The organism is Streptomyces coeruleorubidus, from assembly GCF_008705135.1.
Lineage (GTDB): Bacteria > Actinomycetota > Actinomycetes > Streptomycetales > Streptomycetaceae > Streptomyces > Streptomyces coeruleofuscus.
In genome coordinates, this window is sequence record NZ_CP023694.1 from 3,942,864 (window position 1) to 3,969,668 (window position 26,805).

General features: G+C 72.3%; 20 protein-coding genes. 9 read left to right on the forward strand and 11 right to left on the reverse strand.

Going from position 1 to position 26,805, the window contains the following annotated elements:
* Nucleotides 1-8: 8 nt before the first annotated feature.
* Together CP976_RS18110 and CP976_RS18115 are read right to left on the reverse strand one after the other, a co-directional pair.
* Nucleotides 9-1,250 (reverse strand): MFS transporter, encoded by a 1,242-nt coding sequence (locus CP976_RS18110; RefSeq protein ID WP_150481320.1) that lies wholly within the window; start codon nt 1,248-1,250, stop codon nt 9-11.
* 125 nt (nt 1,251-1,375) lie between these two features.
* Entirely contained in the window at nt 1,376-2,146 is a 771-nt protein-coding gene (locus CP976_RS18115; RefSeq protein WP_150481321.1) for an HNH endonuclease family protein, read from the reverse strand.
* A gap of 161 nt (nt 2,147-2,307) precedes the next feature.
* Between CP976_RS18115 and CP976_RS18120 the strand changes: the two genes are divergently transcribed.
* Nucleotides 2,308-2,493 carry an antitoxin gene (locus tag CP976_RS18120; protein ID WP_150481322.1) on the forward strand — a complete coding sequence of 62 codons (186 nt, stop codon included), beginning with the start codon at nt 2,308-2,310 and terminating at the stop codon, nt 2,491-2,493.
* Between the two features lie 155 nt (nt 2,494-2,648).
* On the opposite strand, the gene CP976_RS18125 is transcribed toward CP976_RS18120, so the two are convergent.
* Nucleotides 2,649-3,485 carry an SCO6745 family protein gene (locus CP976_RS18125; RefSeq protein WP_150485386.1) on the reverse strand — a complete coding sequence of 279 codons (837 nt, stop codon included), beginning with the start codon at nt 3,483-3,485 and terminating at the stop codon, nt 2,649-2,651.
* Between the two features lie 236 nt (nt 3,486-3,721).
* On the opposite strand from CP976_RS18125, the gene CP976_RS18130 reads away from it, so the two are divergent.
* The 3 genes from CP976_RS18130 (at nt 3,722) to CP976_RS18140 (ending at nt 5,573) form a co-directional block, all read left to right on the forward strand.
* Complete coding sequence (locus CP976_RS18130) at nt 3,722-4,324, forward strand: TetR/AcrR family transcriptional regulator (protein WP_150481323.1); 603 nt, start codon at nt 3,722-3,724, stop codon at nt 4,322-4,324.
* An 89-nt stretch (nt 4,325-4,413) separates the two neighbouring features.
* Nucleotides 4,414-5,175, forward strand: coding sequence for an SDR family NAD(P)-dependent oxidoreductase (locus CP976_RS18135; protein ID WP_150481324.1), 762 nt, complete (start codon nt 4,414-4,416; stop codon nt 5,173-5,175).
* Between the two features lie 26 nt (nt 5,176-5,201).
* Nucleotides 5,202-5,573 (forward strand): MerR family transcriptional regulator, encoded by a 372-nt coding sequence (locus tag CP976_RS18140; protein WP_150485387.1) that lies wholly within the window; start codon nt 5,202-5,204, stop codon nt 5,571-5,573.
* 13 nt (nt 5,574-5,586) lie between these two features.
* Here CP976_RS18140 and mfd read toward each other — a convergent pair whose 3' ends face one another.
* A complete protein-coding gene (mfd, locus tag CP976_RS18145) occupies nt 5,587-9,120 on the reverse strand; it encodes a transcription-repair coupling factor (protein WP_150481325.1) in 3,534 nt (1,177 codons plus the stop codon).
* A gap of 296 nt (nt 9,121-9,416) precedes the next feature.
* Here mfd and CP976_RS18150 point away from each other — a divergent pair, with 296 nt between their 5' ends.
* A complete protein-coding gene (locus CP976_RS18150) occupies nt 9,417-10,853 on the forward strand; it encodes a DUF2079 domain-containing protein (protein WP_229876176.1) in 1,437 nt (478 codons plus the stop codon).
* 105 nt (nt 10,854-10,958) lie between these two features.
* Here CP976_RS18150 and CP976_RS18155 read toward each other — a convergent pair whose 3' ends face one another.
* Nucleotides 10,959-13,538 carry an ABC transporter permease gene (locus CP976_RS18155; protein WP_150481326.1) on the reverse strand — a complete coding sequence of 860 codons (2,580 nt, stop codon included), beginning with the start codon at nt 13,536-13,538 and terminating at the stop codon, nt 10,959-10,961.
* Entirely contained in the window at nt 13,535-14,323 is a 789-nt protein-coding gene (locus CP976_RS18160) for an ABC transporter ATP-binding protein (protein WP_086854879.1), read from the reverse strand. Before CP976_RS18160 ends, CP976_RS18155 begins: the two co-directional genes overlap by 4 nt.
* 530 nt (nt 14,324-14,853) lie before the next feature.
* Between CP976_RS18160 and CP976_RS18165 the strand changes: the two genes are divergently transcribed.
* Nucleotides 14,854-16,347, forward strand: coding sequence for an MFS transporter (locus tag CP976_RS18165; RefSeq protein ID WP_150481327.1), 1,494 nt, complete (start codon nt 14,854-14,856; stop codon nt 16,345-16,347).
* Nucleotides 16,348-16,359: 12 nt separating this feature from the next.
* On the opposite strand, the gene CP976_RS18170 is transcribed toward CP976_RS18165, so the two are convergent.
* On the reverse strand, nt 16,360-17,547 hold the full coding sequence (locus CP976_RS18170) for an alpha/beta hydrolase family protein (protein WP_150481328.1): 1,188 nt from the start codon (nt 17,545-17,547) through the stop codon (nt 16,360-16,362).
* Between the two features lie 127 nt (nt 17,548-17,674).
* Between CP976_RS18170 and CP976_RS18175 the strand changes: the two genes are divergently transcribed.
* The 3 genes from CP976_RS18175 (at nt 17,675) to CP976_RS18185 (ending at nt 20,405) form a co-directional block, all read left to right on the forward strand.
* Entirely contained in the window at nt 17,675-18,196 is a 522-nt protein-coding gene (locus CP976_RS18175; protein WP_150481329.1) for a GNAT family N-acetyltransferase, read from the forward strand.
* Nucleotides 18,197-18,348: 152 nt separating this feature from the next.
* The gene (locus CP976_RS18180) at nt 18,349-18,795 is read left to right on the forward strand and encodes a DUF485 domain-containing protein (RefSeq protein WP_150481330.1); all 447 of its coding nucleotides are present in this window, start codon (nt 18,349-18,351) and stop codon (nt 18,793-18,795) included.
* On the forward strand, nt 18,792-20,405 hold the full coding sequence (locus CP976_RS18185; RefSeq protein ID WP_150481331.1) for a sodium/solute symporter: 1,614 nt from the start codon (nt 18,792-18,794) through the stop codon (nt 20,403-20,405). The genes CP976_RS18180 and CP976_RS18185 overlap by 4 nt, the downstream gene beginning before the upstream one ends.
* Before the next feature lie 575 nt (nt 20,406-20,980).
* On the opposite strand, the gene CP976_RS18190 is transcribed toward CP976_RS18185, so the two are convergent.
* The 4 genes from CP976_RS18190 to CP976_RS18205 all read right to left on the reverse strand — a co-directional run bounded on the left by CP976_RS18190 (nt 20,981) and on the right by CP976_RS18205 (nt 26,571).
* A complete protein-coding gene (locus CP976_RS18190; RefSeq protein WP_150481332.1) occupies nt 20,981-21,868 on the reverse strand; it encodes a cellulose-binding protein in 888 nt (295 codons plus the stop codon).
* A gap of 142 nt (nt 21,869-22,010) precedes the next feature.
* A complete protein-coding gene (locus CP976_RS18195; protein ID WP_150481333.1) occupies nt 22,011-22,472 on the reverse strand; it encodes a carboxymuconolactone decarboxylase family protein in 462 nt (153 codons plus the stop codon).
* 149 nt (nt 22,473-22,621) lie between these two features.
* Complete coding sequence (locus tag CP976_RS18200) at nt 22,622-25,558, reverse strand: SUKH-4 family immunity protein (protein ID WP_150481334.1); 2,937 nt, start codon at nt 25,556-25,558, stop codon at nt 22,622-22,624.
* An 8-nt stretch (nt 25,559-25,566) separates the two neighbouring features.
* Nucleotides 25,567-26,571, reverse strand: coding sequence for an SMI1/KNR4 family protein (locus CP976_RS18205; protein WP_150481335.1), 1,005 nt, complete (start codon nt 26,569-26,571; stop codon nt 25,567-25,569).
* Nucleotides 26,572-26,805: the final 234 nt, after the last annotated feature.

Here is a 26,805-nt window from a genome sequence, read left to right on the forward strand (position 1 = left end):
GAACCGAATTACGACGTGGGGGCACGGTCCGCCACTCGGGGAGTCCCGGCCCGGCGGACGGCGATCACCATGACCGCCGTCGACAACAGGGCGATGCCGGCGCCGACGTAGAGCGGTGAGGTGTAGCCGAGGCCCGCGGTGATGGCCAGGCCTCCGAGCCAGGCGCCGAGGGCGTTGCCGACGTTGGAAGCGGACACGTTGGCGCTGGCGGCCAGTGCCGCTCCGTGCGCGTAGTCGGTGACACGCGTGATCATCCCGGGCACACTGGCGAACCCGGTCACGCCCATCACGAACACCAGGACGACCGAGGCGGTCGCGCTGCCGGCCAGCAGCCCGAACAGGGCCAAGGTGAGGGTGAGTCCGGACAGCGCGAGGACCAGGGCACGGTCACGGTCGCGGTCGGCCGCGCGCCCGCCGACCAGGTTCCCGACGACCAGTCCGACGCCGTACACCATCAGCAGCCAGGCGACGTCCGCCGGGGCGAAGCCGCTGACCTCGGTGAAGGTGTAGGCGATGTAGCTGAACGCGCCGAACATCCCGCCGTAGCTGAGCGCGGTGGCCGTCAGCGTCAGCCAGACCTGCCAGGACCGGAACGCCCGCAACTGCGCCCGCAGGCCGCTGGGGGGCGCTGGGTCCGACTCGCCTGGCCCTGTGGCCGGCCGACCCGGTACGGGATCCGTTCCTGTCGCCGGCCGCACTCGGCCCGCCCACGCGGGCACCAGCGCGGCGATTCCCGCGAGCGCGAGCACGCCGATCGCGGTGACGGCCCAGAACGCCGCCCTCCAGCCCCAGCGCTCGCCGACCAGCGCGCCGAACGGCACGCCCAGCACGTTCGCGACCGTCAGCCCGGCGAACATGATCGCCACGGCCTGGGACTTCTTCTCCGGCGCGACCAGACTGCGCGCGACCAGCGAACCGATACCGAAGAACGAACCGTGACACAGCGCCGCGACGATCCGCCCGAGCAGCATCACCGGGTAGTTCGGCGCGATGGCGGAGAGCAGGTTGCCGACGACGAACAACGCCACCAGCCCGAGCAGGACCTGCTTGCGGGGCAGCCGTGCCGTCGCCGCGGTCAGCGCGATCGCTCCCACCGCGACACTCAGCGCGTACCCGGAGATCAGCCAGCCCGCGGCCGCCTCGGACACCGCGAAACCGGACGCCACCTGCGGCAGCAGCCCCGCGATGAGGAACTCGGTCAGACCGATGCCGAAGCCGCCGAGCGCCAGCGCGACGAGTCCGCTCGGCATCCGTCACCCTCCGATCGTGTCCCCGTCACCCGTCCTGTGACATCACGGGTCACCCCAGCACATCGAGTCGGAGTTGGAAAGTGCTTTCTGGCCGAGCGGCAGCCGCACCGGCAGCCCGTGCCGCGTCAGCCGCCGCACTGCTCCAGCATCATCCGCTTGTCCGCCGCCGTGACGGGAAGCTCGTACTTCAGCGACACCTGGGCGAAGCGCACCGAATAGGCGCAGCGGATCCGCTTGTTCGGCGGCAGCCAGGACGCCGGTCCGGAGTCGCCCTTGGAGCTGTTGGTCCGCCCGTCCACCGGGACGAGGTTGAGCGGGTCGTTGGCGATGGCCTCCCGCTTGTCCTCCGTCCAGCGCGAGGCGCCCATCTGCCAGTCGTAGGACAGCGGCATGACGTGGTCTATCTGGACCTCCATCGCGCGGGACTTGGTCCACTCGATGACCTTCCCGGTGTACGGGTCGTGCAGCGTCAGTGCCATGACGACGCAGTCCGAGCCCGACCGGAAGCGGAGGTCTTCCCCGTCGCGTTTGAGGAGGTCGTTGCGTGAGTCGCACCCGTTGCGGGCGAAGGGGACGTCGGCCGGTGCCGAGTCCATCCAGGCGTAGCCGAACTTGTCCCGTTCGTAGCCCGTCCTGGGCCCGCGTCCCTTCGTCGCCACCTTCCCGATGAGGGCACGGGCCCGCGCCTTGTCCTCGGTGGACGTGATCACCGCCAGGCCCGGCTTCGTGCCGTCCGGGTTGTCCAGCGGGTTCACGGCTCGTCCGTCGCCTGCCGTCGGGACGCCGGAACCCGAGGGTCCACCGCCGTCCGCGGGCGGGGCCAGGCCTTCACAGCCGGCCAGCACAGCGCACATTATCGCGACGGCCGGTGCCGCCCCGCCCCTCAGACGCCTCACTGTGCGCCCCTCCCCTGCTCGCCTGTTCCGCCACCGCACGGGCGGTCTGTGCCTCCCCCACCGTAGCGAGGGAGAGGTACAGACCACACCAGGCCTGAACGGGCATTCCTCGTATTGCGCGCGTATCGTCGGTTCTGAGTCAACTCCGGAAGGAGCTCTGAATGGGCATCTTCGACAAGTTCAAGAGCCAGGCGCGGCACAAGGGCAAGCAAGGCTCCGACTCCGCGGAACAGAAGATGAACGAGAGGACCGGCGGCAAGTACGAGGACCAGATCGACACCGGGCAGCAGCGGGTCGAGGGGCAGCTCGGCATGGACCGTGACCGCGAACGACCCGACCAGCAGTAAGGCCTCCGCACCTCAGAGGCCGTCCGCGGGGAGGCAACCAAGACGCACCTCCTGCGGGCGGCTTCGCATGCCCGACGGCGCCTGGGGGAGGGATGCGGATGAGCCGGAGGGCGGATGAGCTGTGGCCCGAGCGGGCCTTCGCACCCCCCGCCGGATCAGACCTTGCCTATCCCCAACGTCGTCTCCTGGGGCAGCAGTCCCGACGCCAGGACCGCGACCCAGAAGTCGCCCAGCAGTCCGGCGAGACGGTCGACGCCCTCCGGGCCGAGCAACTGCCAGGGCCCGGCGGCAAGTCGGTCGGTGTGCCGCTCCACTCGGTCACGCAGCGCGCGGCCCGCTTGCGTGGCCCCGCCGTCCGTGTCGACCAGGCCCTTGCCGGCCAGGCGGTCGCGCGCGGCAGCCCATTCCGCTGAGCTCCACCCACGGCTCTCGAAGCGCTCCACCGGCGCGGCGCCTATCGCGGCGAAGGAGACGAGCGCCTCCACCGGATCCAGGCCGGCCACGAGCAGGGCCGCGAGGTGGCCGTCGCCGCGGTGCTCGCGCAGGATCGTCGCCGCGTGCCACAACTGCAGGTGCGGAGCCGTGGGCCAGTCGAGCGCGGCGTTGGCCGCGGCGAGCGGACGGCCGGCCGGGTTTGCCGCCTCGGCCGCGCGCCGGGCGAGCGCGGCGGCTTCCGCCATCGCGGGGCTGTCCACCTGGTCGCCGAACAGGGCGCGGTAGGCCCGGTCGACCGCCCGCGTCCTCGCTTCGAGGACCGCGTCCGGGCTCGCGACTCTCCAGGCCGGCTCGGCATACTCGGCGACCATGCGAGGACTGAAGCTGTAGAAGGCCGAGGCCACCCGCTCCGGGCCGGCCTCCCCCAACGGGGCGGCGCGGTAGGCGAAGTAGCTCGGCCAGCGCTCCCGGGTGCCGTACCCGAGGGCGGCCGCCTCCTCGAAGGCCTCCGGCGCGTAGTACAGCACCGCGTGCAGGGGCTCCAGCAGGTGCCACATCTGCCGCACGCGAGCCGGCTGCACGCGGCCGTCCCGCGTCACCGCGTCTCCGTCGATCTCGCCGACATGCTCCGGCATGACACACCTCCACGCACTCGCGTCCGGTCCCGTCGCACCTGACCGCCGCCATTCCCACCGCGTCGCGGCCGGCCGCCCGGGCACTCAACTTGACACTGACAAGATTGCCTCGGCGACCCCGAACTTGTCAATGCCTAGATGCGGCGTACGCTCCTGGCATGAGCTCCAGCAAGCCATCAGCGACCGAGAAGGGCCCCAGCGGCCGCCCGTACCACCACGGCGACCTGCGCCGTGCCATCCTCACCGCCGCCCTCGACGCCATCGCGGCGGACGGTCCGTCCGGGCTGAGCCTGCGCGACCTCGCCCGCCGCGCAGGCGTCTCGCACGCCGCGCCCGCCCACCACTTCAAGGACCGCGCCGGACTGCTCACGGCCATCGCCGCCGAGGGCTTCGGGCTGCTCGCGACAACGCTCAGGGCGGCGACAGACCTGGAGGAGGCCGGTGTGCGCTACGTACGTTTCGCGCGTGAGCATCCGGCGCACTTCCAGGTGATGTTCGCGCCCGAACTGCTGCGCACCGGCGACCTGGAACTGACCACGGCGCGCGCCCTCGCCTCCGACGCCCTGCGCGAGGCCGTCACGGCGGTGCCCCCGGAAGGCCGTGGCACGGACCCCCGGCTCGCCGGCGTCGCCGCCTGGTCCCTGGCCCACGGCTTCGCCACGCTGCTGCTCGGTCACAACCTGGAGGATCCGGTGGGCGGCCAGGACCCCGAGGAGGTGTTCCGCAAGCTGGCGCGGATGCTGTTCCGCCACTCCGGGTAACCGTCGCTCACCGCCCTCGTGCCATACGGGCGTGACCTCGGCACTCGCGCTTGACCTTGACACTGACGTCAGGGTCCGACGATCCCCGCATGGCATCCCCGCATTCGAAGACCCCACGCACCGTGCTCGTCACCGGCGCCGGTTCCGGCATCGGCCGTGCCACCGCCCACGCCTTCGCCGACGCGGGCGCACACGTCGTGGCGGTGGGCCGCCGTGAGGCGCCCCTCGCCGGGACCGCCGCCCATGACCCGGCCCGCATCAGCCCGCTCGTCGCCGACATCACGGCCGGCGACGGCCCCGAGAGCATCGTCCGTACGGCACTCGACCGGCACGGCCGCATCGACGTACTCGTGAACAACGCGGGCATCGTCAACACCCAGTCCCTGCGCACCTATACGCGTGCCACCGTGGAGCACCAGCTCGCGACGAACCTCCTCGCTCCCGTCCTGCTCACGCAGGCCGCGCTCCCGGCTCTCGAGGACAGCCGGGGCGTGATCGTGAACGTGACGACGTCCGTCGGGCAGCGCGCCTGGCCGGGCAACTCCCTGTACGCGGCCGGGAAGGCGGCCCTGGAGGTGCTCACACGCAGCTGGGCGGTCGAGTTCGCCCCGCTGGGGATCCGGGTCGCCGCCGTGGCGCCGGGAGCGATCGACACACCGATCGGCGAGCACTCGGGCCACACCCCCGAACAGCAGGCCGCGATCCGCGCGTGGCAGCTCGCGCACACGCCGCTCGGCCGGGTCGGACGCCCCGAGGAGGTGGCGTGGGCGATCACACAACTGGCCTCGCCGCAGGCGTCGTTCGTCACCGGCGTGATCCTTCCGGTGGACGGCGGCGCGGTCGTCGCATGAGACTGACGCGCATGGCGGAACGACGTATGCGGATCGGTGAACTCGCCGAGGCGACCGGCACCACGCCGCGCGCCCTGCGCCACTACGAGCAGGCGGGGCTCATCACCTCCGTACGCGCCGCGAACGGCTACCGCCTGTACGACACCGGTACGGCCGTCCGCGTCCGCAACGTCCGCCGTCTGCTGGACGTGGGCCTGACGCTCGACGACGTACGGGTGTTCCTGCCGTGCCTGGACGGCGACGTCACGGCCGGGCCCGCCTCCGCGGAGGCGCTCCGGGTCGCCGCCGGCCGTCTCGCGGTGCTGGACGCGCGCATCGCCGCACAGGTCGAGGTCCGCGACCGGCTGGCGGCGGCGCTGCGTCAGGCCACCGGGACGCACGTACGACCGGTGGCCTGACACCACGTCAGCGTCAGGAACCCAGCACCGACGTCAGGAACTCCCCGACCCACGCCAGCAGATCCCGCCCGACCAGCGGCTTCCCGCCGACCTTCGCGGTCTTCGGGCGCGGCACCAGCACCTGGTGCGCTGCCGGCTTGATGACGACCCCGGGGTACAGCCGCTTGACCCGCAGCTCCTGCGACTCGCGCAACTCCACGGGCGCGAAGCGGATGTTGGTGCCCTGGAGCACGATCTCGCCGACGCCGCACGCCCGCGCGAGCATCCGCAGACCGGCCACGAGCAGCAGGTTCTCCACGGGTTCGGGCAGCTTGCCGTAGCGGTCGACGAGTTCCTCGCGTACCGCCTTGACGTCCTCCTCCGTGTTGGCGGAGGCGATGGCGCGGTACGCCTGGAGCCTGAGCCGCTCGCCCGGCGCGTAGTCGTGCGGGACGTGCGCGTCGACGGGCAGCTCGATCTTGACCTCGAGCGGCGGCTCCTCCTCGATCTCGCCGGTCTCCAGCTGGCGGCGGTAGTCGGCGACGGCCTCGCCGACCATCCGTACGTACAGGTCGAAGCCGACGCCCGCGATGTGGCCGGACTGCTCGCCGCCGAGCAGGTTGCCCGCGCCGCGGATCTCCAGGTCCTTCATCGCGACGTACATGCCGGCGCCCATCTCCGTGTGCTGGGCGATGGTCGCGAGCCGCTCGTGCGCGGTCTCGGTCAGCGGCTTCTCCGGCGGGTAGAGGAAGTACGCGTACCCGCGCTCGCGGCCACGGCCCACCCGGCCGCGCAGCTGGTGCAGCTGGGACAGGCCGAAGGTGTCGCCGCGCTCGACGATGAGGGTGTTGGCGTTGGAGATGTCGATGCCGGATTCCACGATGGTCGTGGACACCAGCACGTCGAACTTCTTCTCCCAGAAGTCGACGACGACCTGTTCCAGCGCCTGCTCGGACATCTGGCCGTGGGCGGTGGCGATGCGCGCCTCGGGGACGATCTCGCGCAGCCGGGCGGCGGCCCGGTCGATCGACTCGACGCGGTTGTGGATGTAGAAGACCTGGCCCTCGCGCAGCAGTTCGCGGCGGATGGCGGCCCCGATCTGCTTCTCCTCGTAGGGGCCGACGAAGGTCAGCACCGGGTGCCGTTCCTCCGGAGGGGTCGTGATCGTGGACATCTCGCGGATGCCCGTCACGGCCATCTCCAGCGTCCTGGGGATCGGGGTGGCGGACATGGTCAGCACGTCGACGTTGGCGCGGAGCTTCTTCAGCTGCTCCTTGTGCTCGACACCGAAGCGCTGTTCCTCGTCGACGATGACCAGGCCCAGGTCCTTGAACTTGGTCTCCGACGAGAACAGGCGGTGGGTGCCGATGACGATGTCCACCGAGCCCTCGCGCAGGCCTTCCAGGACCGCCTTGGCCTCGGTGTCGGTCTGGAAGCGGGACAGTGCCTTCACGTTCACGGGGAACTGCGCGTACCGCTCGCTGAACGTCCCGAAGTGCTGCTGCACCAGCAGCGTCGTGGGCACGAGCACGGCCACCTGCTTGCCGTCCTGGACGGCCTTGAAGGCGGCCCTGACCGCGATCTCGGTCTTGCCGTAGCCGACGTCGCCGCAGATCAGGCGGTCCATCGGGACCGACTTCTCCATGTCCTCCTTGACCTCGGCGATGGTGGTGAGCTGGTCGGGCGTCTCCGCGTAGGGGAAGGCGTCCTCCAGCTCGCGCTGCCAGGGGGTGTCCGACCCGAAGGCGTGGCCGGGGGCCGCCATGCGGGCGCTGTAGAGCTTGATCAGGTCGGCCGCGATCTCCTTGACGGCCTTCTTCGCGCGGGCCTTCGTCTTCGTCCAGTCGGCGCCGCCGAGGCGGTGCAGGGTGGGGGCCTCGCCGCCGACGTACTTGGTGATCTGCTCCAGCTGGTCGGTGGGGATGTAGAGGCGGTCGCCGGGCTGGCCGCGCTTGGCGGGCGCGTACTCGACGACCAGGTACTCGCGGGTCGCGCCCTGCACGGTGCGCTGCACCATCTCGATGTAGCGGCCGACGCCGTGCTGCTCGTGGACGATGTAGTCGCCCGGCTCCAGGGTGAGCGGGTCGATGGTCTTGCGGCGGCGGGCCGGCATCCGGGCGCCGTCGCGGCCCGCCGCCCGCTGACCGGTCAGGTCCGTCTCGGTCAGTACGGCGAGTCTGAGGGCCGGGTCGACGAAGCCGTGCTCGATCGAGCCGCACGCCACGTGCACGACCGACGGGGAGATCTCGGCCAGGTCCGCGTCGTGACGGGCGGCGATGCCCTCGCCGCCCAGCACCTCGACCGTACGGGCCGCCGGGCCGTGCGCCTCGGTGACGAACACCGCGCGCCAGCCGTCGGCGAGCCAGCCCTTGGTGTCCGCGAGGGCCTTGGCGGTGTCCCCGCGGTAGGTCTCCGGGGCGTGCATGCCGAGCTTCAGCGTGTCGGCGTCGAGCTCCTCGTCCGCGGCGAACGGCGACACCGACCACCACATCATGTCCAGCTCGCGGGCCCGGTCCCGGACGTCGGCGATGGACCACAGGGAGGCCGCGCCGACGTCGATGGGCGCCTCGCCGCCGCCGGCGGTGGCCGCCCAGGAGGCCTGGAGGAACTCCTGCGACGTGGCCACCAGGTCCGACGCGCGCGTGCGGACCCGCTCCGGGTCGCACACGACGGCCATGGCGCCCTTGGGCAGCACGTCGAGCAGCAGCTCCATGTCGTCGACCAGGACCGGCGCGAGGGACTCCATGCCCTCCACCGCGATCCCCTCGGCGATCTTGCCGAGCAGTTCACCGAGCTCGGGGTGCTCCTCGGCGAGGGCACGCGCACGCGCGCGGACGTCCTCGGTGAGCAGCAGTTCCCGGCACGGCGGCGCCCACAGGCCGTGCTGGGCGACTTCCAGGGAGCGCTGGTCGGCGACCTTGAAGTAGCGGATCTCCTCGACGTCGTCGCCCCAGAACTCGATGCGCAGGGGGTGTTCCTCGGTGGGCGGGAACACGTCGAGGATGCCGCCGCGGACGGCGAACTCGCCGCGCTTCTCCACGAGCTCCACTCGCGCGTACGCGGCGGCCGCGAGGGCGTCGACGATCTCGTTCAGGTCGGCGGTCTGCCCCGTCCTCAAGGCGACCGGCTCCAGGTCGCCGAGGCCCTTGACCTGCGGCTGGAGCACCGACCGCACGGGCGCCACGACGACGGAGACCGGGCCGGTCTCGGGGTCGTCGGGGCGGGGGTGGGCCAGGCGGCGCAGCACGGCCAATCGGCGGCCGACGGTGTCGCTGCGGGGGCTGAGCCGCTCGTGCGGGAGCGTCTCCCAGGACGGGTACTCCACGATCCCCTCCGGCGGGAGGAGGGAGCGCAGGGCCGCGGCCAGGTCCTCCGCCTCGCGGCCGGTCGCCGTCACGGCCAGCACCGGGCGGCCCGTGTCGCGGGCCAGGGCGGCGACCGCGAAGGGGCGGGCCGCAGGGGGGCCGACCAGGTCGACGTGCATGCGGTTGCCGTCTGCGGCCGCGTTGATCGCTTCCGCGAGGGCGGCGTCCTTACTTACGGCGTCGAGCAGACCGTGCAGGCTCATTCGGGGTGTTTTCCGTCCAGGGGTGGGCAACACGACGGGCCCGACGCGCGTCGCGGGCCGGGGGTCTCCAGCGTACGACGACGCGCGCCCGCGCGCCGGGGCTGTGGATGACGCCGGTTCTCCGCGAGGCCCGCCCGGCCGCCTGCCCCCGTGTGCGGCTGGACGAGACAGCTACGCCGCCGGACAAGATCGGAATCAGCCGCCCAATCTTCACAACTTCACCTCCACCCGTTGATTTCGCCACGGCATGATCGGCCCGGTCCCCCGAGCGGTACCCCCCACCCGTAAGGCCCGGCATGCCCGCCCCCGCCCTCCCGGCCGTCTCAGAGGCCCACATACCGACGCCGGTCGCCCCTTCCCGCGGCGGCCGGCCCCCGGATCGCGCGCGGTGGGACCCCTGGGTCCTGGCCGCGGTCCTCTTCGCCGCCTACACGGCCGTCTCCGTCGGCCGCTACCGGCACATGACGACCCTCTCCTGGGACCTGGGCATCTTCGAGCAGGTCGTGCGGGCGTACGCGCACCTGCGGGCGCCGGTGTCCGACCTCAAGGGGCCGGGGTTCGCCATCCTGGGTGACCACTTCAGCCCGGTGACGGCTCTGCTCGCGCCGGCGTACCGGCTGTTTCCCTCACCGGTCACGCTGCTGGTCGCCCAGGCCGCGCTCTTCGCCCTGTCCGCCGTGCCCGTCACCCGCGCCGCAGCCCGGCTCCTCGGCCGTCGCCGGGGTCTGGCGCTCGGCCTCGCCTACGGGCTGTCCTGGGGTGTCCAGCGCGCCGTCGACTTCGACTTCCACGAGATCTGCTTCGCCGTCCCGCTGATCGCCTTCTCCCTGGAGGCGCTGCTCGCGGACCGCCGGCGCGCGGCCCTGTGCTGGGCGCTTCCCCTGGTGCTGGTGAAGGAGGACCTGGGACTGACGCTGGCCGCGATCGCGCTCGTGGTCGCCTGGCGGGCGCGCGGCTCGTCGCCCCGGACGGTTCCGTACGCGCTCGGTGCCGCGGTGTTCGGCATGGCGGCGGCACTGCTCGTCCTCACGGTGGTCATCCCGTCGTTCAACACCGCCGGGACCTACGACTACTGGAACAAGGTCAGCGAGTCGGGCAGCCCCGTCGACGGCCTCGGCACCAAGCTCCGCACCCTCGCCTGGCTGCTGATCCCCACCACCGGACTGCTCGCCCTGCGTTCCCCGCTGCTGCTGGTGGCCCTGCCGACGCTCGGCTGGCGCTTCCTGTCCGGCGACGACCACTACTGGGGCACCGACTGGCACTACAGCGCGGTTCTGATGCCGGTCGTGTTCCTCGCGCTCGCCGACGCCCTGACGACCGCGCGCCACAGCCCGCGCGCGTGGCTGAGCTCGTACGCCGCCCAGTTGCCGGCCGCCGTCGCCGCGGCGGCCCTGGCGCTGACCACCTCACTGCCGCTGGCGCAGCTCACGGAGGCCGGGACCTACCGGAAGCCCGCCGCGGTGTCCGGCGTCGAACGGCTCCTGGCGCGGATCCCCGACGGCGCCACAGTCGAGGCCAACATCGGCCCGATCAGCCGCCTGACCGCACGCTGCCGGGTCTTCTGGCTCGGCAACACCCGGGGCAGCACCCCCCAGTACATCGCCCTGGAGAACATCGACGGCGAGTACCGCGACCCCGTGGGCTACGCCGGGGACCTGCATCCCGGCGCCGCGTACGCCGTCGCGGGCAAGGCCAACGGGTACGTGGTCCTGGAGCGGCGCACGGCGGGCTGACACCGGATGCGCGGACCCGGCCGGGCAAAGGGCCCGCCCCGGAGGTGGAAACCTCCGGGGCGGGTCCGTCCTCCGCAACCCCCGTGTGCGGTGGTCCTTGCCCCGCTACTCGGTCGCGATGGCGTTCAGGACGTTCATCCGGCCCGCCCGGAACGCCGGGATGAGTGCCGCGAACAGACCCACGAACGCCGAGGCGATGAACACGCCGGTGATCGTCGGCCAGGGGATCTCCAGGACCTCCAGGCCCTCCAGGGCGAGGAGCTGCTGTGCGGTGGCACCCCAGCCCATGCCCAGTCCGAGGCCCAGGAGGGCGCCGAAGAGGGCGATGACGACCGACTCCATGCGGATCATGCGGCGCAGCTGGCGGCGGGACAGGCCGATCGCCCGCATCAGGCCGATCTCCCGGGTGCGCTCCACCACCGACAGGGCCAGGGTGTTCACCACGCCCAGGATGGCGACGATGATCGCCAGGGCCAGCAGGCCGTAGATCATGTTGAGCAGCTGGCCGATCTGGTCCTTCAGGGCTTCCTTGTAGTCGGTCTGGTCGCGCACGGTGTACTGCGGGTAGTCGTGCAGCGCCGACTTCAGGGACTTGTAGGCGGCGTCCTGCTGCCCGTCCTTGGCGCTGGCGAAGAGCATCATGTCCAGCGGCATCTTGTCGGCGGGGACGTACTTGGCCATCGTGGTGATGGACGTGTACATGGCGCCCGCGTCGATCACGACGTCACTGCTGGTGATCGCCCGGACCGTCAGGTCGGCCGTGGCGCCGTCCTTGAAGGCGACCTTGATCTTGGAGCCGAGGCTGACGCCGTGGTCCTTGGCGAACTTCTCGTGCACCGACATCGAGTCGGGCTTGTAGGCGTCGGGGAGCTTGCCGGCGACCGTCTCGGTGCGCAGGTCGGTCGCGTACGACGGGTCGGCCGCCGTGATCGCCGTGTCCTTGAGCGTCTTGCCGTCGGGGGTGGTGAAGTCGGCCTTGGTCCACTTGTACTCGGTGACCCGCTCCACGTCCGGGGCCGCCTTCGCGGCCTTGACCGCCTGCGGGGTGATGAGCTGGCCGCTGTCGGACTGGACGATGAAGTCCGTGCCGACGGTCTTGTCGAGCTGGTCGGTGGCGGACGCCACCATGGAGGAGCCGACCACGGACAGGCACGCCACCAGCGCGAGGCCGATCATCAGCGCGGCGCCCGTCGCACCGGTGCGGCGCGGGTTGCGCAGGGCGTTGCGCTCGGCCATGCGGCCGACGGGGCCGAACATGCGCAGCAGGACGGCGCCGAGGACGCGGACCACACCGCCGGCGAGCAGCGGGCCGATGACGACGAAGCCGATCAGCGACAGCACCACGCCGAGGCCGAGCCACAGCGAGCCCTCCTGGGCCTTGTCGGCCTCCGTCGCCAGGTAGAGGCCGAAGACGCCGGCGCCGGTGAGGACCGTGCCGATGACGCCGCGGATCCAGCCGGCCCTGGCGTCCGCGGGGGCTCCCGCGTCGCGCAGTGCGGCCATCGGGGAGATCTTGCCGGCGCGCCGGGCGGGCAGGTAGGCGGCCAGGACGGTGACGACCACGCCGAGGACGAGGCCGACCACCGGGGTCGTCCAGGCCACCGTCAGGTCGTCGGTGGACAGCTCCATGCCCATCTGGCCCATGAGCTTCATCAGGCCGACCGCGAGGCCGACGCCCCCGGCCACGCCGAGCACCGATCCGACGACGCCGAGCAGCAGCGCCTCGACCAGCACGGAGCGGTTGACCTGCTTGCGGGAGGAGCCGATCGCCCGCATCAGGCCGATCTCCCGGGTGCGCTGCGCGACCAGCATGGAGAAGGTGTTGATGATCAGGAAGATGCCGACGAGGAAGGCGATCCCGGCGAAGCCGAGCATCGCGTACTTCATCACGTTCATGAAGCCCGCGACGTCCTTCTGGTTGGCGTCGGCGGTCTCCTTCGCGGTCTTCACCTGGAAGTCGCCGCCGAGTGCGGCCGTGACGTTCTTCTTCAGCTGCGCGTCGCTGACGCCGGAGGCCGCGGTGACGTTGACGTTGGTGTAGACGCCGGTCTCGCCGACCAGGGTCTGCTGGGCGGTCTTCGTGTCGAGGTAGAAGATCGCGGCGCCGGGGTTGGTGACGGTGAAGTCGGCGATGCCGGAGATCTTCGTCTTGTGGGTGCCGACCGCGCTGAGCACGCCGATCTCGTCACCGAGCTTCAGGTCGTGCTTGTCGGCGGTGTCGGCGTCGACCATGATCTGGCCGGAGTTCCCGGGTGCCGCACCGGAGGTGATCTTCATGGTGCGGGCTTCGTTGCTGTTCCAGCTTCCGACGATGGTCGGGCCGCCGCTGGAGGGCGACAGGTTGTCCTTGTCGGCGTCGACGACGGTCACCGAGGTCGAGAACACCGCGCCCTCGGCGGACTTGACCCCGTCGGCCTTGCGGACCTCGCCCAGTACGGAGGCCGGCATGACTGGCGGCTTGCCGTTGTCGGCGGTGGTCTCGCCGGTGTCGGAGGCGCCCTTGGCGCTCACCGTCACGTCCGAGGAGGTGGCCGCGAAGAGCTTGTCGAACGTCGTGGACATGGTGTCCGTGAAGACGAGCGTGCCGCAGACGAAGGCCACCGACAGCAGGACGGCGATCGCCGACAGCGCCATGCGTCCCTTGTGCGCGAAGAAGTTGCGCATGGAGGTCTTCATGACGGTCATGACGTGCGCCCCCGGGCGTCGAAGTCCTTCATGCGGTCGAGGACGGCCTCCGCGGTCGGCTTGAACATCTCGTCGACGATGCGGCCGTCGGCGAGGTACAGCACACGGTCCGCGTAGCTGGCGGCGACCGGGTCGTGGGTGACCATCACGATGGTCTGGCCCAGCTCGTCCACGGACCGGCGCAGGAAGCCGAGCACCTCGGCGCCGGCGCGCGAGTCGAGGTTTCCGGTCGGCTCGTCCCCGAAGATGATCTCGGGCTGGGCGGCGAGGGCCCGCGCCACGGCGACGCGCTGCTGCTGGCCACCGGAGAGCTGGGTGGGCCGGTGCTTGAGACGGTCGGCGAGCCCGACGGTCTCCACGACGCGCGTCAGCCACTGCTTGTCCGGCTTGCGGCCCGCGATGTCCATGGGCAGCGTGATGTTCTCTATGGCGTTGAGCGTCGGCAGCAGGTTGAACGCCTGGAAGATGAACCCGATCCGGTCCCGGCGCAGCTGCGTGAGCTTCTTGTCCTTCAGGCCGGTGATCTCGGTCTCGTCGAGGTAGATCTGCCCGCCGGTGACGGTGTCGAGCCCGGCGAGGCAGTGCATGAGCGTGGATTTGCCGGACCCCGAGGGGCCCATGATCGCGGTGAACTGGCCCCGTGCGATGTCCACGTCGACGTGGTCGAGGGCGACGACGCGGGTCTCACCGGTCCCGTAGGCCTTCACGACCTGCCGCGCCCGCGCGGCAACGGCCGTACGCCCTCCAGTGCCCCCGTGCCTGGGAATGGTCACAGCCGAAGTCACGGTATGTCTCCTATATCGGTCAGCAGATGGTGAAGGCGGTCGCCTGGTCGACAGCCGCGGTATGCGCTGCCGGACCACTGGGTCCGTCCGACGCGTTTCAGTCTCGCGGCGGGGAGGGGTCCCGCGCCCTGGTGCTCAGCGCAGTCTTTTCCTGTGGAAAACCCCACCCCCGCCGGTGTGCGCAACCGCCCCCCGGCGGCGTAAAGCCAGGTTAAGGACCGGCCCCTGCGCGTCTCGTCCTCCGCCGGTACGAACCCTCCCCAGGTCGTAGTACGGAGGTACCCCTAGGGGCAGTCCACCGAAGGGTGGAGACGGTCTCAGGGTTCGCTCCACCCGTCGGCCTGTTCAGGCTCCACCCTCCCGCAGCCTGAATCAGACAAGGGTCGCGCGAAGCGCGTCGTTGAGGGGTGGAGGTCGGGTGACGGGCGGGCCAAGTGGGAAGCTGTTCGGCGGCAGGTAAGTGCAAGGGGCAGGCAAAACGAGGCACCCGTGGCGCAGGCGCGGCCAGGGCGAGGGGGAGGAAACCCGGGGTGGGCAGCACCAGTTCCGCGGCGCGCGAGTCCGCACGTCCCGCCACGACAGACCGGCGGGGCGCTGTCGTCGCCGCCCTGATGCTCTCGATGGCGCTGGCGGCGCTCGATGCCACCATCGTCTCGACCGCCGTCCCGCAGATCGTCGGAGACCTCGGCGGTTTCTCCGTCTTCTCCTGGCTGTTCTCCGGCTATCTGCTGGCTGTGACCGTCACCCTGCCCGTGTACGGCAAGCTCTCCGACACCTTCGGCCGCAAACCGGTCCTCGTCGCGGGCTCGGTGGTCTTCCTCGTCGGCTCGCTGCTGTGCGCGCTGGCCTGGAACATGGGTGCGCTCATCGCGTTCCGCGTGGTGCAGGGCCTGGGCGGCGGTGCCCTTCAGGGCACCGTCCAGACGCTCGCCGCCGACCTCTACCCGCTGAAAGACCGTCCCAAGATCCAGTCGAAGCTGTCCACGGTGTGGGCGGTCTCGGCGGTCGCCGGCCCGGGTCTCGGCGGGGTGCTCGCCGCCTATGCGGACTGGCGCTGGATCTTCCTGGTCAACCTGCCCGTCGGCGCGGTCGCGTTGTGGCTGATCGTCCGTCATCTCCACGAGCCGGAGCGGGAGACCGGCCCGCACGCGCGCGTGGACTGGGCCGGCGCGCTCGCGGTGTTCGCCTGCGGCGGCGTGCTGCTCACGGCGCTGGTGCAGGGCGGGGTGGCGTGGCCGTGGCTGTCGGCACCCTCACTCGCCCTGTTCGCCGCGGGACTCGCCCTGGTCGCGGTCGTGGTGCTGGTGGAGCGCCGGGCGGCGGAGCCGATCATCCCGGGCTGGGTGTGGCGGCGGCGTACGATCGCCGCGGTCAATCTGGCCCTGGGCGCGCTGGGCCTGCTGATGGTGGCGCCGGCGGTGTTCCTGCCCACCTACGCCCAGTCGGTGCTGGGCCTCGCGCCCGTGGCCGCCGGATTCGTGCTGTCCGTATGGACGTTGAGCTGGCCCGTATCGGCGGCGCTGAGCCAGCACGTGTACCGCAGGATCGGTTTCCGCAACACGGCGATGCTGGGCATCGGAGCCGCCGCGCTGATCCTGTTCGCCTTCCCGTTCCTGCCGTACCCCGGGCAGGCCTGGCAGCCGACCCTGCTGATGCTGCTGCTCGGGGCCGCCCTGGGTCTGTTCCAGTTGCCGCTGATCGTCGGGGTGCAGTCGACGGTGGGGTGGGCGGAGCGCGGCACGACGACCGCGTCCGTGCTGTTCTGCCGCCAGACCGGCCAGACGATCGGCGCGGCGGTCTTCGGCGCGGTCGCCAACGGCGTGCTGGCCGCCCGGCTCGGCGGCGCGAGCGACCTCGACTCGGTGACCCGGGCCCTCAACTCGGGCACCGCCCCGGAGGCGACCCGGCGGGCGATCGCCGACGCCGTGCACGCGGTCTACCTGGGCGCGTCCTGCGCGGCGGCGCTGGCGTTCCTGGTGCTGCTGGTCCTGGCGCCGCGCAGGTTTCCGGTCCTCGAGGGCTGAAGACCACGACGGTCAGGGCAGCCGGACGGAGACTTCCGGATTCGAGGGTGACGGCCCGTCGAACAGCGGCTGGGGAACCCCCTTCAGCTGCAGATCGAAGAAGGCGGCGACGTACGCGCGCGTGAGGGCCGCCGAACGCTCGAACGGGAGGGGAGCGGTATCGGGAATGCCGACCAGTTCCCCGAGGAGGGGCACGTCGGTGAAGGAGCCGTGGTCGGCTCCGGCGACCGTCAGCCAGCGCTTCCAGCCGTCCAGATGTGCCCAGGCCGGGTCCCACGTCTCCGCGAGGGGACTGCCCTGCGCCCCGAACATCAGGAAGGGACGGCCGTCGAGGCCGCTGTCCGGGACGGGGGCGAAGAAGGAACCGTCCATGTTCACGCCCGCCCGCACGCGCGCGTCGGCGGCCATGGTCGTGGCGGCGGCGTTGCCGCCGAGGGAGTGCCCGGCCATGCCGATCCGCTTCAGGTCGATCACGTGCGCGTGCCGCCAGGCGGGGTGGCGGCCGGTCAGCCGGTCGAGCACGAAGGAGACGTCCTCGGCCCGGCTCTCGGCGACGGCCGGGAGCCTGTCCTCGGTGACCTCGTCGCACAGCGTGCAGGGCAGGGTCTGCCCGTCGGGAAGGGTCGTGCCGGCGTTCTCGTACGGGTGATCGACCAGCGCGACCACGTATCCGCGGCTGGTCAGGTCCTCGGCGAGGCCGGTGAGGGTGGCACGCGGCAGCGAGAAACCGGGCGAGAGCACGACGAGCGGGAACCGTCCGTGCACCGGCCGGGCCCCGGAGCGCGCCCAGGTGCGCACACCGCTGAGGGTCTCGGGCGGGACCGTGGCGTCCGGGGCCCTCGACTCCAGCAGCATGCGGGCCTCCTCGGCGGTCATGTAGGGGGCCCGCGGTCCGCCCGTTCCGGGCCGGGCGGGGTAGTACATCGACACCATCAACTGGCGCGCGCCGGCGGACGGCACCCAGGGGTCCGGGCGGTCGGTGTCGACGAGGTGGAGCGTGTCGCGACCGACGGTGTGTGGGCCGGTGGGGCGGGGCAGTTCGGCCCGGGCATGCGACGGCGGCGCGCCTAATGCGGTCGCCGTGGCACCGGCGAGCAACGGCGCGGTGGCCGCCGGACTCGCGGTGACGACCGGCAACGACAGGGCGAGGGCGAGCACGGCGGCGGCAGCGGCCCGGCGGGGGGCTCTGTTGATATCCATGCCATGGACGGTAGGCGGCGGCCCGGAATTCGACATCGGCTCAGGGTTGTACAGCGTGTAGTCCCCTGGACCGACGAACCCGGCCGCCCCTACGACCGCGGTGGGGCGACCCGTATTCTCTGCCCCCATGGTGAAGTTGGAGCGCCTGCGGGCCGACCACGCGGACGCGCTACTGGCCTTCGAGCGGGAGAACCGCGCGTACTTCGCCCGTTCCATACCGGACCGCGGGGACGCCTACTTCACGGCGGCGGGGTTCGCCGAACGCCACCGGGCGCTCCTCGCGGAGCAGCACGCGCGCGTGTGCCACTTCCATGTCGTCCTGGACGAGGAGGGGAACCTGGTGGGCCGGGTGAACCTGATCGACGTGACGGACGGCTGCGCCGAACTCGGCTACCGGGTGGGCGAACAGGCCGCGGGCCGGGGCGTGGCGACGGCGGCCGTCGCTCAGGTGTGCCGCCTGGCCGCCACCGACTACGGGCTGACCTCCCTCACCGCGGTCACGACCCTGGACAACCCGGCCTCGATGACCGTCCTGGCCCGCAGCGCCTTCACACGCGTCGAGGACACCACCGTGGCCGGCCGCCCCGGAGTCCGTTACGTACGCCACCTCGGACGACTGGACGCCCGGAAACGGGGTCAATGCGGGTAACACCCGAGGTCAGCTCAGCAAGCGCGTACCGACCAATCAGTTTGCCCAAAGGCTCGCGTCCACCCGGTACCGCGAAGTAACGTGCGTGGCTCCCACCCCCCACCTCCCTGCGGTCCGCCGCACCGGATCCGACCCGCGCAAGGAGCACCGGGATGTCCTACGACCCGCCGCCACCGTCCTACCCGTACCGGCCGCCCGATTCCTCCCCCTCCTACGACACCTATCCCTGGCAGCCGCAGCAGCCGCCCGGGCCACCCGAACCGGCCGGGCGGCGCCCCCAGCGCCACGCCGCGCTCGGGCACCACAGCGACCTGCGGGTGCTGCGCAGCGCCTACCGCTGGCAGCGGCGCGTGGCCACACTCACGGCGCTCGGCTACTTCGTCCTGTTCCTGATCCTGTCGGCGTTCGCACCATCGTTCATGACGAGCACCGTCACCGACGGCCTGCCCACCGGCCTGCTGCTGGCGCTCGTCCAGGTCCCCGTGACCTGGCTGGCGATCGCCCTGTACGAGCAGACGGCCCGCCGCCGCGTCGACCCCCTCGCGGACCGGATACGCAAGCAGGCCGAACTGGACGCCAGGCGGGAGGAAACGCGGTGACCACCGAGTTCAGCGGCAACGCCCAGTCGATGTCGCTCGTGGGCTTCACGGCGGTGGCCACGATCACCCTGCTGCTGTGCGTGATGACGGGCCCCGACCGCGACGACCTCGACGAGTTCTACACCGGCTACAGCTCGCTGTCCCCCATGCGCAACGGCCTGGCGATCGCCGGCGACTACATCTCCGCCGCGACCGTCCTCGGCACCGGCGGCGTGATCGCCCTGTTCGGCTACGACGGGACCGTACTGGCCCTCAGTACGGCGCTGTCGCTGATGCTGCTGATGTTCCTGCTGGCCGAACCGCTGCGCAACGCGGGCCGGTTCACCATGGGCGACGCGCTGACCCGCCGTATGCCGGGACGCGGTGTCCGTATCACGGCCTGTGCGGTGACCCTGGCGGCGCTGGTGCCGCTGATGGTGGTGCAGCTCGCGGGCACCGGGCAGCTGATGGCGTTCGTCCTCGGCTTCTCCGGCGAGTCGTTGCAGACGGGCTGCATCATCGGCGTGGGCGCGCTGATGATCAGTTACGCGGCGATCGGCGGAATGAAGGGCACCGCCCTCATCCAGATCCTGAAGATCGTGATGCTGCTCGGCTCCGGCATGGTGGTCGCGGTGCTGATCCTGCACCGGTTCGACTGGGACCCGGGGGCCCTGTTCAACGCGGCCGCAGCGAACAGCGGTGTGGGATCGGCGTTCCTCTCCTCGGGGCTCCAGTTCGCGAGCGGCCCCAGCCCCGACCTGGACATGATCACCGCGCAGCTCACGGTGGTCCTCGGCGGTGGCGTACTGCCGCACGTCACCATGCGCATGTACACCGCCTCCAGTGCCCGGCAGGTGCGGCGGTCGATGTCCTGGGCGGTGTCGGGCGTGGCACTGTTCGTGCTCGTCATCACGGTCGTCGGGTTCGGCGCGACGGCCCTGGTCGGGCGGGCGGTGATCGCGCAGGTGGACCCGCAGGGCAACACGGCCTACCTGCTGGGCTCCCAGGCGGCGTTCGGCCCGGACGTCTCGACGGCGGAGACGTTCCTGTTCACGACCGTCACCACGGCGGTCTTCCTCACGCTGCTCGCCTCGGTCGCCGGGATGATCCTCGCCTGCGCCAACTCCCTCGCGCACGACGTGTTCGCGGCCCGGGTACGGGAAATGTCACCGCGCCGCGAGATGACGGTGGCCCGGGTATCGGCGCTGGCCGTGGGCGCCCCGGCGATCCTCCTGGCCACGCTCGTCCAGCATCGCAGCCTGCAACCCCTGGTGACGCTGTCCTTCTGCCTGGGCGCCTCGGCCATCGCGCCCGCGCTGGTCTACAGCCTCTTCTGGCGCCGCTACACCCGCACGGGCCTGCTCAGCACCCTCATCGGCGGCTCGCTGGCCGTCCTGCTGCTGATGCCGGGCACCAACCTGGTCTCCGGCTCACCCGTCTCCGCCTTCCCCGACGCCGACTTCAACTGGTTCCCGTTCACCACCACGGGCCTGCTCTCCATCCCCCTGGGCTTCGCCTGCGGCTGGCTGGGCACGATGGCCTCCGGCCGCCGCAAGTCGGAGGAACAGCGCCACGAGTACGAGGCGGTGGAGGGCTGGATCCTGGCGGGCGCGGTGCGCAGGAATCGCTGACAGGGTGGCACGGCGGCCGACGACAGCGTCGGAAACGCGCGCTGGTCCGCCGCCGGCAGGCGGCGGCGCCAACACGCTCCCACCGGCCGGCGGTCGGCGACGCCCCGCCGGCGCCCCGCGGCAGCGGCGGCGGCCAGCGGACGGCAGGAGGCAGGAGGCAGCCTCTGCAACGCGCGCCGGCCGGCCGACGGCCCAGGGCGGCCTTAACCCCCAGCCGCCAGCCGCCAGCCGCCAGCCGCCGTTCGGCGATGCCCGCCAGCACCGCGCGGGAGCGACGGCCAACGGACAGCAGGCAGCAGGCAGCAGGCAGCAGCCTCGGCAACGCCCGCCGGTCCGCCGACGCTCCCCGGCGGCCCCAATACCCATCCGACGGCCAGCGGTCGGCGACGCCCGCCGACGTCACGCAGAAGCGACGGTCAACGGACGGAAGGCGACAGCGTCGGCAACGCCCGCTGGGCGGCCGGTGGTGGCGGCGGCGCCGATGGGGGCGGTGGATGGACGGCGGCGCCGCGCCAAAGCGCCGCGGCCGATGTCACCCGGTCGCCGCCCTGCCCCGCCACGCCGCGCGCCTCGCCTCACTCCGCCGTCGCCCTCCCCGCCCACGCCGTCAGGCTGGTGTGTACGCGGTCGATGTGTGCCCGTACGTCGTCCGCGCGCTCGGCGTGCTCACGCAGCACTCGTTGTGTCTCCTGTTCGACGGACTCCGCGTGCCCGCGGGCCTCGGCGAGCAGCTCCGCGGCGCGTGCGGCAGCCTCTTCCTGCTGGTCCCGGGCGGAGTCGTCGGCGTCGGCGAAGGCCTGCTCGGCCTCGGTCAGCGCGCCCTCGGCGCGCGTCACCGCTTCCGCGTGGTGGGTGTCCAGCGCGGCCGCCCGGGCGGCATACTCCTCGTCCAGCTCAGCCCACCGCTCGGCGTGTTCCTTGGCCTGCTCGGCCAGCATTCCGGAGGTACGCTGCCGCATCTCCCGCAACGCGGCCAGCGCCTCGCCCCGCTGCTCCCCGGCCTCCCGGCCGGCCACGGCCCGGATCTCGTCGGCTTCGGCGCGCGCCGCGAGCAGCCGCTGCCGGGCGCGTTCGTCCGCGTCGGCGCGTACGGCCTCGGCGTGCGCCTGCGCGGACTCGCGCACGCCGGCCGCGGACGCGCCCGCCCCGTCCACCAGCTGCCGCGCCTCCCGCCGCGCCCCCTCCCGCACGGCCGCCGCCTCCTCCTGGGCGAGGTCGAGGAGCCGCCGGGCCCGCTCCCCGAGCGACTCGTAGGTCTGCGGGACCAGCCCCGCGACGGCCTCCCGCAGCCGCTCCAGTTCCGCGTCCATCTGCCGGGCGAGCACCGTCAGCCGCGCGGCCCTCTCCCAGGCCGCGTCACGGTCCTCGGACAGGGCCTCGGCGTACTCGTCGACCTGCTCGGGACGGTAACCGCGCCCCCGCACGGCCTGGAAGCCGTGCGGGGACACCGATGCGCTGCTCATGCTGGGGCCCCTCTCCACCACGCCGACGCGCGATCGAGCGCGAAATGGGATGATTCCGCGCACATCTTTGTGGATCAGGCGGAAGCGTTCCTAACGCGACACTCCGCACAGAGGTCACGGGCCCGGCCCGGCCGTACAGCGGTCAGCCCCACGTGGTGCCCGCGGGCTCCTTGATCGTCGTGTTGATGCGGTTGAACAGGTTCGTGACCGCGACGGTGAGGATCAGCGCCGAGATCTCCTTCTCGTCGAAGTGGTCGGCCACCTCGTCCCACAGCGCGTCCGGAACCGACTCCTCCGAAAGATCCGAGAGCCGCGTCATCGCCTCCGTCAGCTTCAGCGCGGCGCGCTCGGCGTCCGAGAAGAAGGGCGCGTGCCGCCAAGCGGCGACGGCCGCGATGCGCTCCTCGCTCACCCCGGCCTTGCGGAGGTTGTCGGTGTGCCCGTGCACGCAGGCCCCGCAGCCGTTGATCTGACTGGCCCGCAGCCCGACGATCTCCGCCACGTCCTGCCGGAGCCCGCCCTCCCCGATCGCCTGGAAGAGGGTGCCGATGCCCTTCATCGCACCGGGAAGGACGTACGCCGGGTTGGTCATCCGTGCCTGCATGATCTCTGCCTCCTGCGTCTGCGGTGATGCGCTGTCACCTCACTGACGGAGCGGCGCGGGAATGTGTGACAGCCCGGCACGAAAAAGCCGGACCCGGCGGCCTCACGACCGACCGGACCCGGCTCTCAGGACACCTCAGCGGCGGCGCGTCACAGCAGTCCGTCCCACATCTGCTCCAGCAGCACCGACCACCAGCTCTCCGGCGACCCCAGCGCCGCCGGGTCGAGCGCGGCCAACTGGGCCTGGAAGTCGACGGTCCAGCGCCCCGCCTGCTCCTGGTTCAGCCCGAACCGCAGCCGCCACATCCGCCCGAGCAGCGCCAGGCAGCGCGCGAACTCCGGCAGCCCGGTGTTCACGAACTGCGGCGGGACGGGCGCCCCGCCCGGCCCCGCCTCCACCGGCACGGCGACGATGTTCGCCGTGCCGTACTGCACGCAGATCGCCTTGCCGAAGTCGCTGCCCATCACCAGGTAGGAACCCGCGTCCGAGGCCGGCTGCACACCGCGCTCGGCCGCCAGCTCCGCCAGCGTCGGCACGGGCCTGCCCGGCTGCGCCTGCGCCCAGAAGAAGGGGCCCATGTCCATCGGCAGGCCCGCCGCCACCAGCGTGTGCGCCACGACCGGCGGCACACCCTGCCGGGACACTGCGGCCTGCTCGAACCGGAACACCCCCGGCCCGAACGCGGCCGCCAGCTCCTGCGCGATGGCCTCCGGCGGGATCGGCGGCACCGCCGGCACCGGCGGCAACGGCGCCCGCACCGGGGCCGGACGCGCCGGGCCGTCCGCCACCTGGTGCAACTCGCCCTGGTGGACCAGCAGTTGCCGCATACCCTGCTGCCGGCTCGCGTGGTCCGTACCGTACGGCGCGATGCTCGTGATCCGCGCCTGCGGCCACTGCTCCCGGATCATCCGCGCGCAGTACGCACCCGGCAGCTCACACGACTCCAGCTCGGTGTGCAGCTCCAGCACCTGGTCCGGGGGCACGTTCATGGCCCGCAGCTCGTGGAAGATCTGCCACTCCGGATGCGGCGTACCCGGCGCCGAACGCCGGATCAGCTGCTGCTCGGAACCGTCCTGCGCGCGGTAGCGCAGCACGGCCTGGTAGCCGGGGCCGACCGTCGGCTGCCCGGCGGGCTGCTGCGGATAGCCGTACGCCGGAGGCTGCCCGGGGCCGGGCTGACCGGGCGGCGGCATCGCACCGGGCGGCATGGCGCCGGGCGGCATCGCACCCGGTGGCATCGCACCCGGTGGCATCCCACCAGGCGGCATCGCCCCGGGCGGCATCGGCGGCGCACCGGGCACGCCAGGAGCGCCCTGGGCGCCCGGGACACCCGGGGCAGCGGGTGGCGCCCCGGGGGCCTGCGGCGGCGGAGGCACGCCGGGGCCGCCCGCCGGAGGCGTGGCCAGCATGGTCTCCGCGTGATGCACGGGACCCGGGCCGCCGGGAACACCCGGGGCGCCAGGGGCACCCGGCGCACCAGGCGGGTTCGGCGTACCCGGAGGCTGCGGAGCACCAGGCGCACCAGGCGCGCCCGGAGGCCCCGGAGGCTGCGGTGCACCCGGACCGGACCGACCGGGATCGGCCAGCATCGTGGCGGCATGGTGAACACCACCGGGCGGCGTACCACCAGGGACGCCGGGCGGGTTCGGAGCACCCGGAGGCTGCGGCGCACCAGGAGGACCCGGAGGCTGCGGCGCACCAGGAGGACCCGGCGGCTGCTGGGGAGGCAGCGGAGCACCAGGCCCCTCGTTACCCGGACCTCCAGGACCCCCAGGGCCACCGGACCCCTCAGGCCCGAGCGCCGACACGAGCTGCGTAGGCACGTAACCCCCCGCAGGGGTACCCGGCGCACCGGGCCCCGACGGCGGAGGCGGCGTACTGCCCGGCCGGACACCCGGCGTCCCCGGGGCGCCCGGCGGAGGCGGCGTCGTCGGCCCCGCGCCCCGTCCACGACCCGGCGGTGGAGCCGCCTTGCTGGTCGCGGCGTCGGCGATGTCCCCGGCGTTCGGCGCGAGCGGCCGCTCAGGCACACCCGGCCCGTTCGGCGGCTGCGGAACACCGGCGGGAGCAGGCCCGGAAGCCGCCCCACCCCCCGCAGACCCCACAGCCCCACCGTCGGCACCCTGCGGCGGATACCCGTACGGCTGCCCGCCCGGCCCAGGCGGAGGCGTGCTGCCCAGCGGCACACCACCGGGCGGCGTACCCGGCACGCCAGGAGCCGGAGCGGCACCCGCCGACCCCGGCGGATAGCCGTAGCCCGGCCCACCAGGCGAAGCCGCACCCGCACCCGCACCGCCCTGCGCGTTCGGATCGTCGATCGCCGGTGAGACCGCCGTCGGCGGAAGCTGGCTGCCGCCCGACAGCAGCGCCGTCTTGGCCTCCGGCGTCGTCGGCGGCGGCGTGTCACCGTCGGTCTCGCTCAGCGGCGGCGCGAAGACCGTCGCGGGCAGCGGTACGGAACGGTCGTCACCGGCATCGCCGTTGGTGTCCGTACCCGCCCAGGGCGTGGCCCCGGCAGGCACACCCGGCGCCTCCGCTCCCCCGCCGTCACTCCCCACCGCAGCAGGCCAGGACGTACCGGAAGCGGAATCACCCCCTGCAGCACCGGCAGCGGCAGAGCCCGAAGCACCAGCCGGGTCGGCGGCGGAAGCCGACGCGGCACCCGCCCCCGCCCCCGCTCCCGAACCCGCACCGGCCCCCCGCCGATCCGGAATCCCCAGCTTGTCGGCCGCGTCCTGCAACCACTCCGGCGGAGTCAGCAGGAAGGACGTCTGGTTCAGATCCACCCGGGCCGCCGCGGCCGGCGCCGGCTCCTCCGCCGTGTCCGGACGGCCGTACTCCTCCTCGTACCGGCGGATCACCTCACCCACCGGCAGCCCGGGCCACAGCGTCGCCTCACCGCTGTCCCGCGCGATCACCAGCCGCTGCGCGCCACCGTCGGAACGCGGCCCGTCCGCCCGGTCCTCGGCCCACACCACGAACCCCAGGTCGAACTCCCGCACCCGCACCTCACGATGCTGGTACGACGGCACGTCCCCGTTGATCCACTCTTCCGCGCGCTCCTGCGCCTGCGCGAAGGTCACCATCGCTGACGTCACTCCCCCACGGCCGAGGACGACACCGCGCCCACCGGCACCACACGCGCGAACCCGCCGTCCACCATCAAGTTCGCCACCGTCTCCAACTCCGGCGGATCACCGGCCAGCCGCGACAGGAAGACATCGAAGTCGTCCCCGCACGGCAGCAGCAACCGTTCCACCCGATCCGCCGGCGGCACCGAGGGATCCACGTCCCGCGCGTCGTCGTACGCGCAGAACCACACCGAACCGATCCGGTCCCCCTTGACCTTCACCGCCAGCAGCCCGCCCTGCACGAAGGCGACCCCCAGGTAGTCCTTGGTCAGATGGTCACGCAGACACTTGTTGACGTACACCAGGTCGTTCACGGCCGCCTCGTCCCGCACGGTGAAGAACGGCTGGTCGACCAGCAGCCCCAGCTCCGCGTCCAGCGCGGCACCCACCGGCGCACAGCCCCCCGCCGCCTTCAAAAACGACCGGTACGGACCCGGCAGCCGATAGCCGAGATCCTCCTCGACCCCCTGCACCTGCGACTCCGTCACCGCCACACCCGACTTCGGCAGCCCGAAGTGCGCCGGACGCGTCTCCTGCAACGGCCGCGTGCCCCGCTTGGCATGGTCGACGCCCGACGTCGCCACACCGCCGTGGTGCCGCAGCAACGCCTTCACCTCGACCGGGACCAGCTCCAGCCGCCGGGAGCCCACCGCGTGGTGCCACGTCCAGCCGTGCGGCGTCGCCACCGCCGGCACCGTGTCCCACAACTCGTGCCCCGACGCCGACAGCGCCATGTTCGCCGACACGTAGTCCGTCAGCCGCAACTCGTCGACACCGAAACCCTCCGGCGGCTCCGCGATCTCCGCGGCCGCACGCGCATAGGGCGAGAAGTCGGGGTAACCACGCTCGTCGACCCGTACCCCTCTCGGGTGACGGGCCGCCCGGACCGGATCCGGGAAATGCACGACCTGCCCGGCGTAGGCCGCGTTCGGCGGCGCGGCTTGCTGCCCGAGCCGACCTGTCGTCATGGCGGTTGCCCCCTGCGGCACTCTGTACGACCCGTATTGACCACCCTTGGCGCACTACGGCCCGTATCGACTGTCACGTCTGTCTGTCTCGACTTCACTGCACTTCCCTGCACCCGCCGACCCCACGGATCACCCTCCGGTTCACTGCATCGATCTCCGAACGGATCACCGCACGGCCCGCGGTGCCGACAGCCTATGCGGTACGACGACACCGGTCACCGGCACCGGTCAGCC

Bases quoted from the DNA above. Each gene is read 5' to 3' on its own strand.
- CP976_RS18195 (WP_150481333.1), bottom strand. From the start codon at position 22,472: ATGCAGGCACGGATGACCAACCCGGCGTACGTCCTTCCCGGTGCGATG.
- CP976_RS18200 (WP_150481334.1), bottom strand. From the start codon at position 25,558: ATGGTGACCTTCGCGCAGGCGCAGGAGCGCGCGGAAGAGTGGATCAAC.
- CP976_RS18125 (WP_150485386.1), bottom strand. From the start codon at position 3,485: ATGTGGCACCTGCTGGAGCCCCTGCACGCGGTGCTGTACTACGCGCCG.
- CP976_RS18170 (WP_150481328.1), bottom strand. From the start codon at position 17,547: ATGGATATCAACAGAGCCCCCCGCCGGGCCGCTGCCGCCGCCGTGCTC.
- CP976_RS18110 (WP_150481320.1), bottom strand. From the start codon at position 1,250: ATGCCGAGCGGACTCGTCGCGCTGGCGCTCGGCGGCTTCGGCATCGGT.
- CP976_RS18180 (WP_150481330.1), top strand. From the start codon at position 18,349: ATGTCCTACGACCCGCCGCCACCGTCCTACCCGTACCGGCCGCCCGAT.
- CP976_RS18135 (WP_150481324.1), top strand. From the start codon at position 4,414: ATGGCATCCCCGCATTCGAAGACCCCACGCACCGTGCTCGTCACCGGC.
- CP976_RS18205 (WP_150481335.1), bottom strand. From the start codon at position 26,571: ATGACGACAGGTCGGCTCGGGCAGCAAGCCGCGCCGCCGAACGCGGCC.
- CP976_RS18175 (WP_150481329.1), top strand. From the start codon at position 17,675: ATGGTGAAGTTGGAGCGCCTGCGGGCCGACCACGCGGACGCGCTACTG.
- CP976_RS18130 (WP_150481323.1), top strand. From the start codon at position 3,722: ATGAGCTCCAGCAAGCCATCAGCGACCGAGAAGGGCCCCAGCGGCCGC.
- mfd (WP_150481325.1), bottom strand. From the start codon at position 9,120: ATGAGCCTGCACGGTCTGCTCGACGCCGTAAGTAAGGACGCCGCCCTC.
- CP976_RS18150 (WP_229876176.1), top strand. From the start codon at position 9,417: ATGCCCGCCCCCGCCCTCCCGGCCGTCTCAGAGGCCCACATACCGACG.
- CP976_RS18120 (WP_150481322.1), top strand. From the start codon at position 2,308: ATGGGCATCTTCGACAAGTTCAAGAGCCAGGCGCGGCACAAGGGCAAG.
- CP976_RS18140 (WP_150485387.1), top strand. From the start codon at position 5,202: ATGCGGATCGGTGAACTCGCCGAGGCGACCGGCACCACGCCGCGCGCC.
- CP976_RS18155 (WP_150481326.1), bottom strand. From the start codon at position 13,538: ATGACCGTCATGAAGACCTCCATGCGCAACTTCTTCGCGCACAAGGGA.
- CP976_RS18190 (WP_150481332.1), bottom strand. From the start codon at position 21,868: ATGAGCAGCGCATCGGTGTCCCCGCACGGCTTCCAGGCCGTGCGGGGG.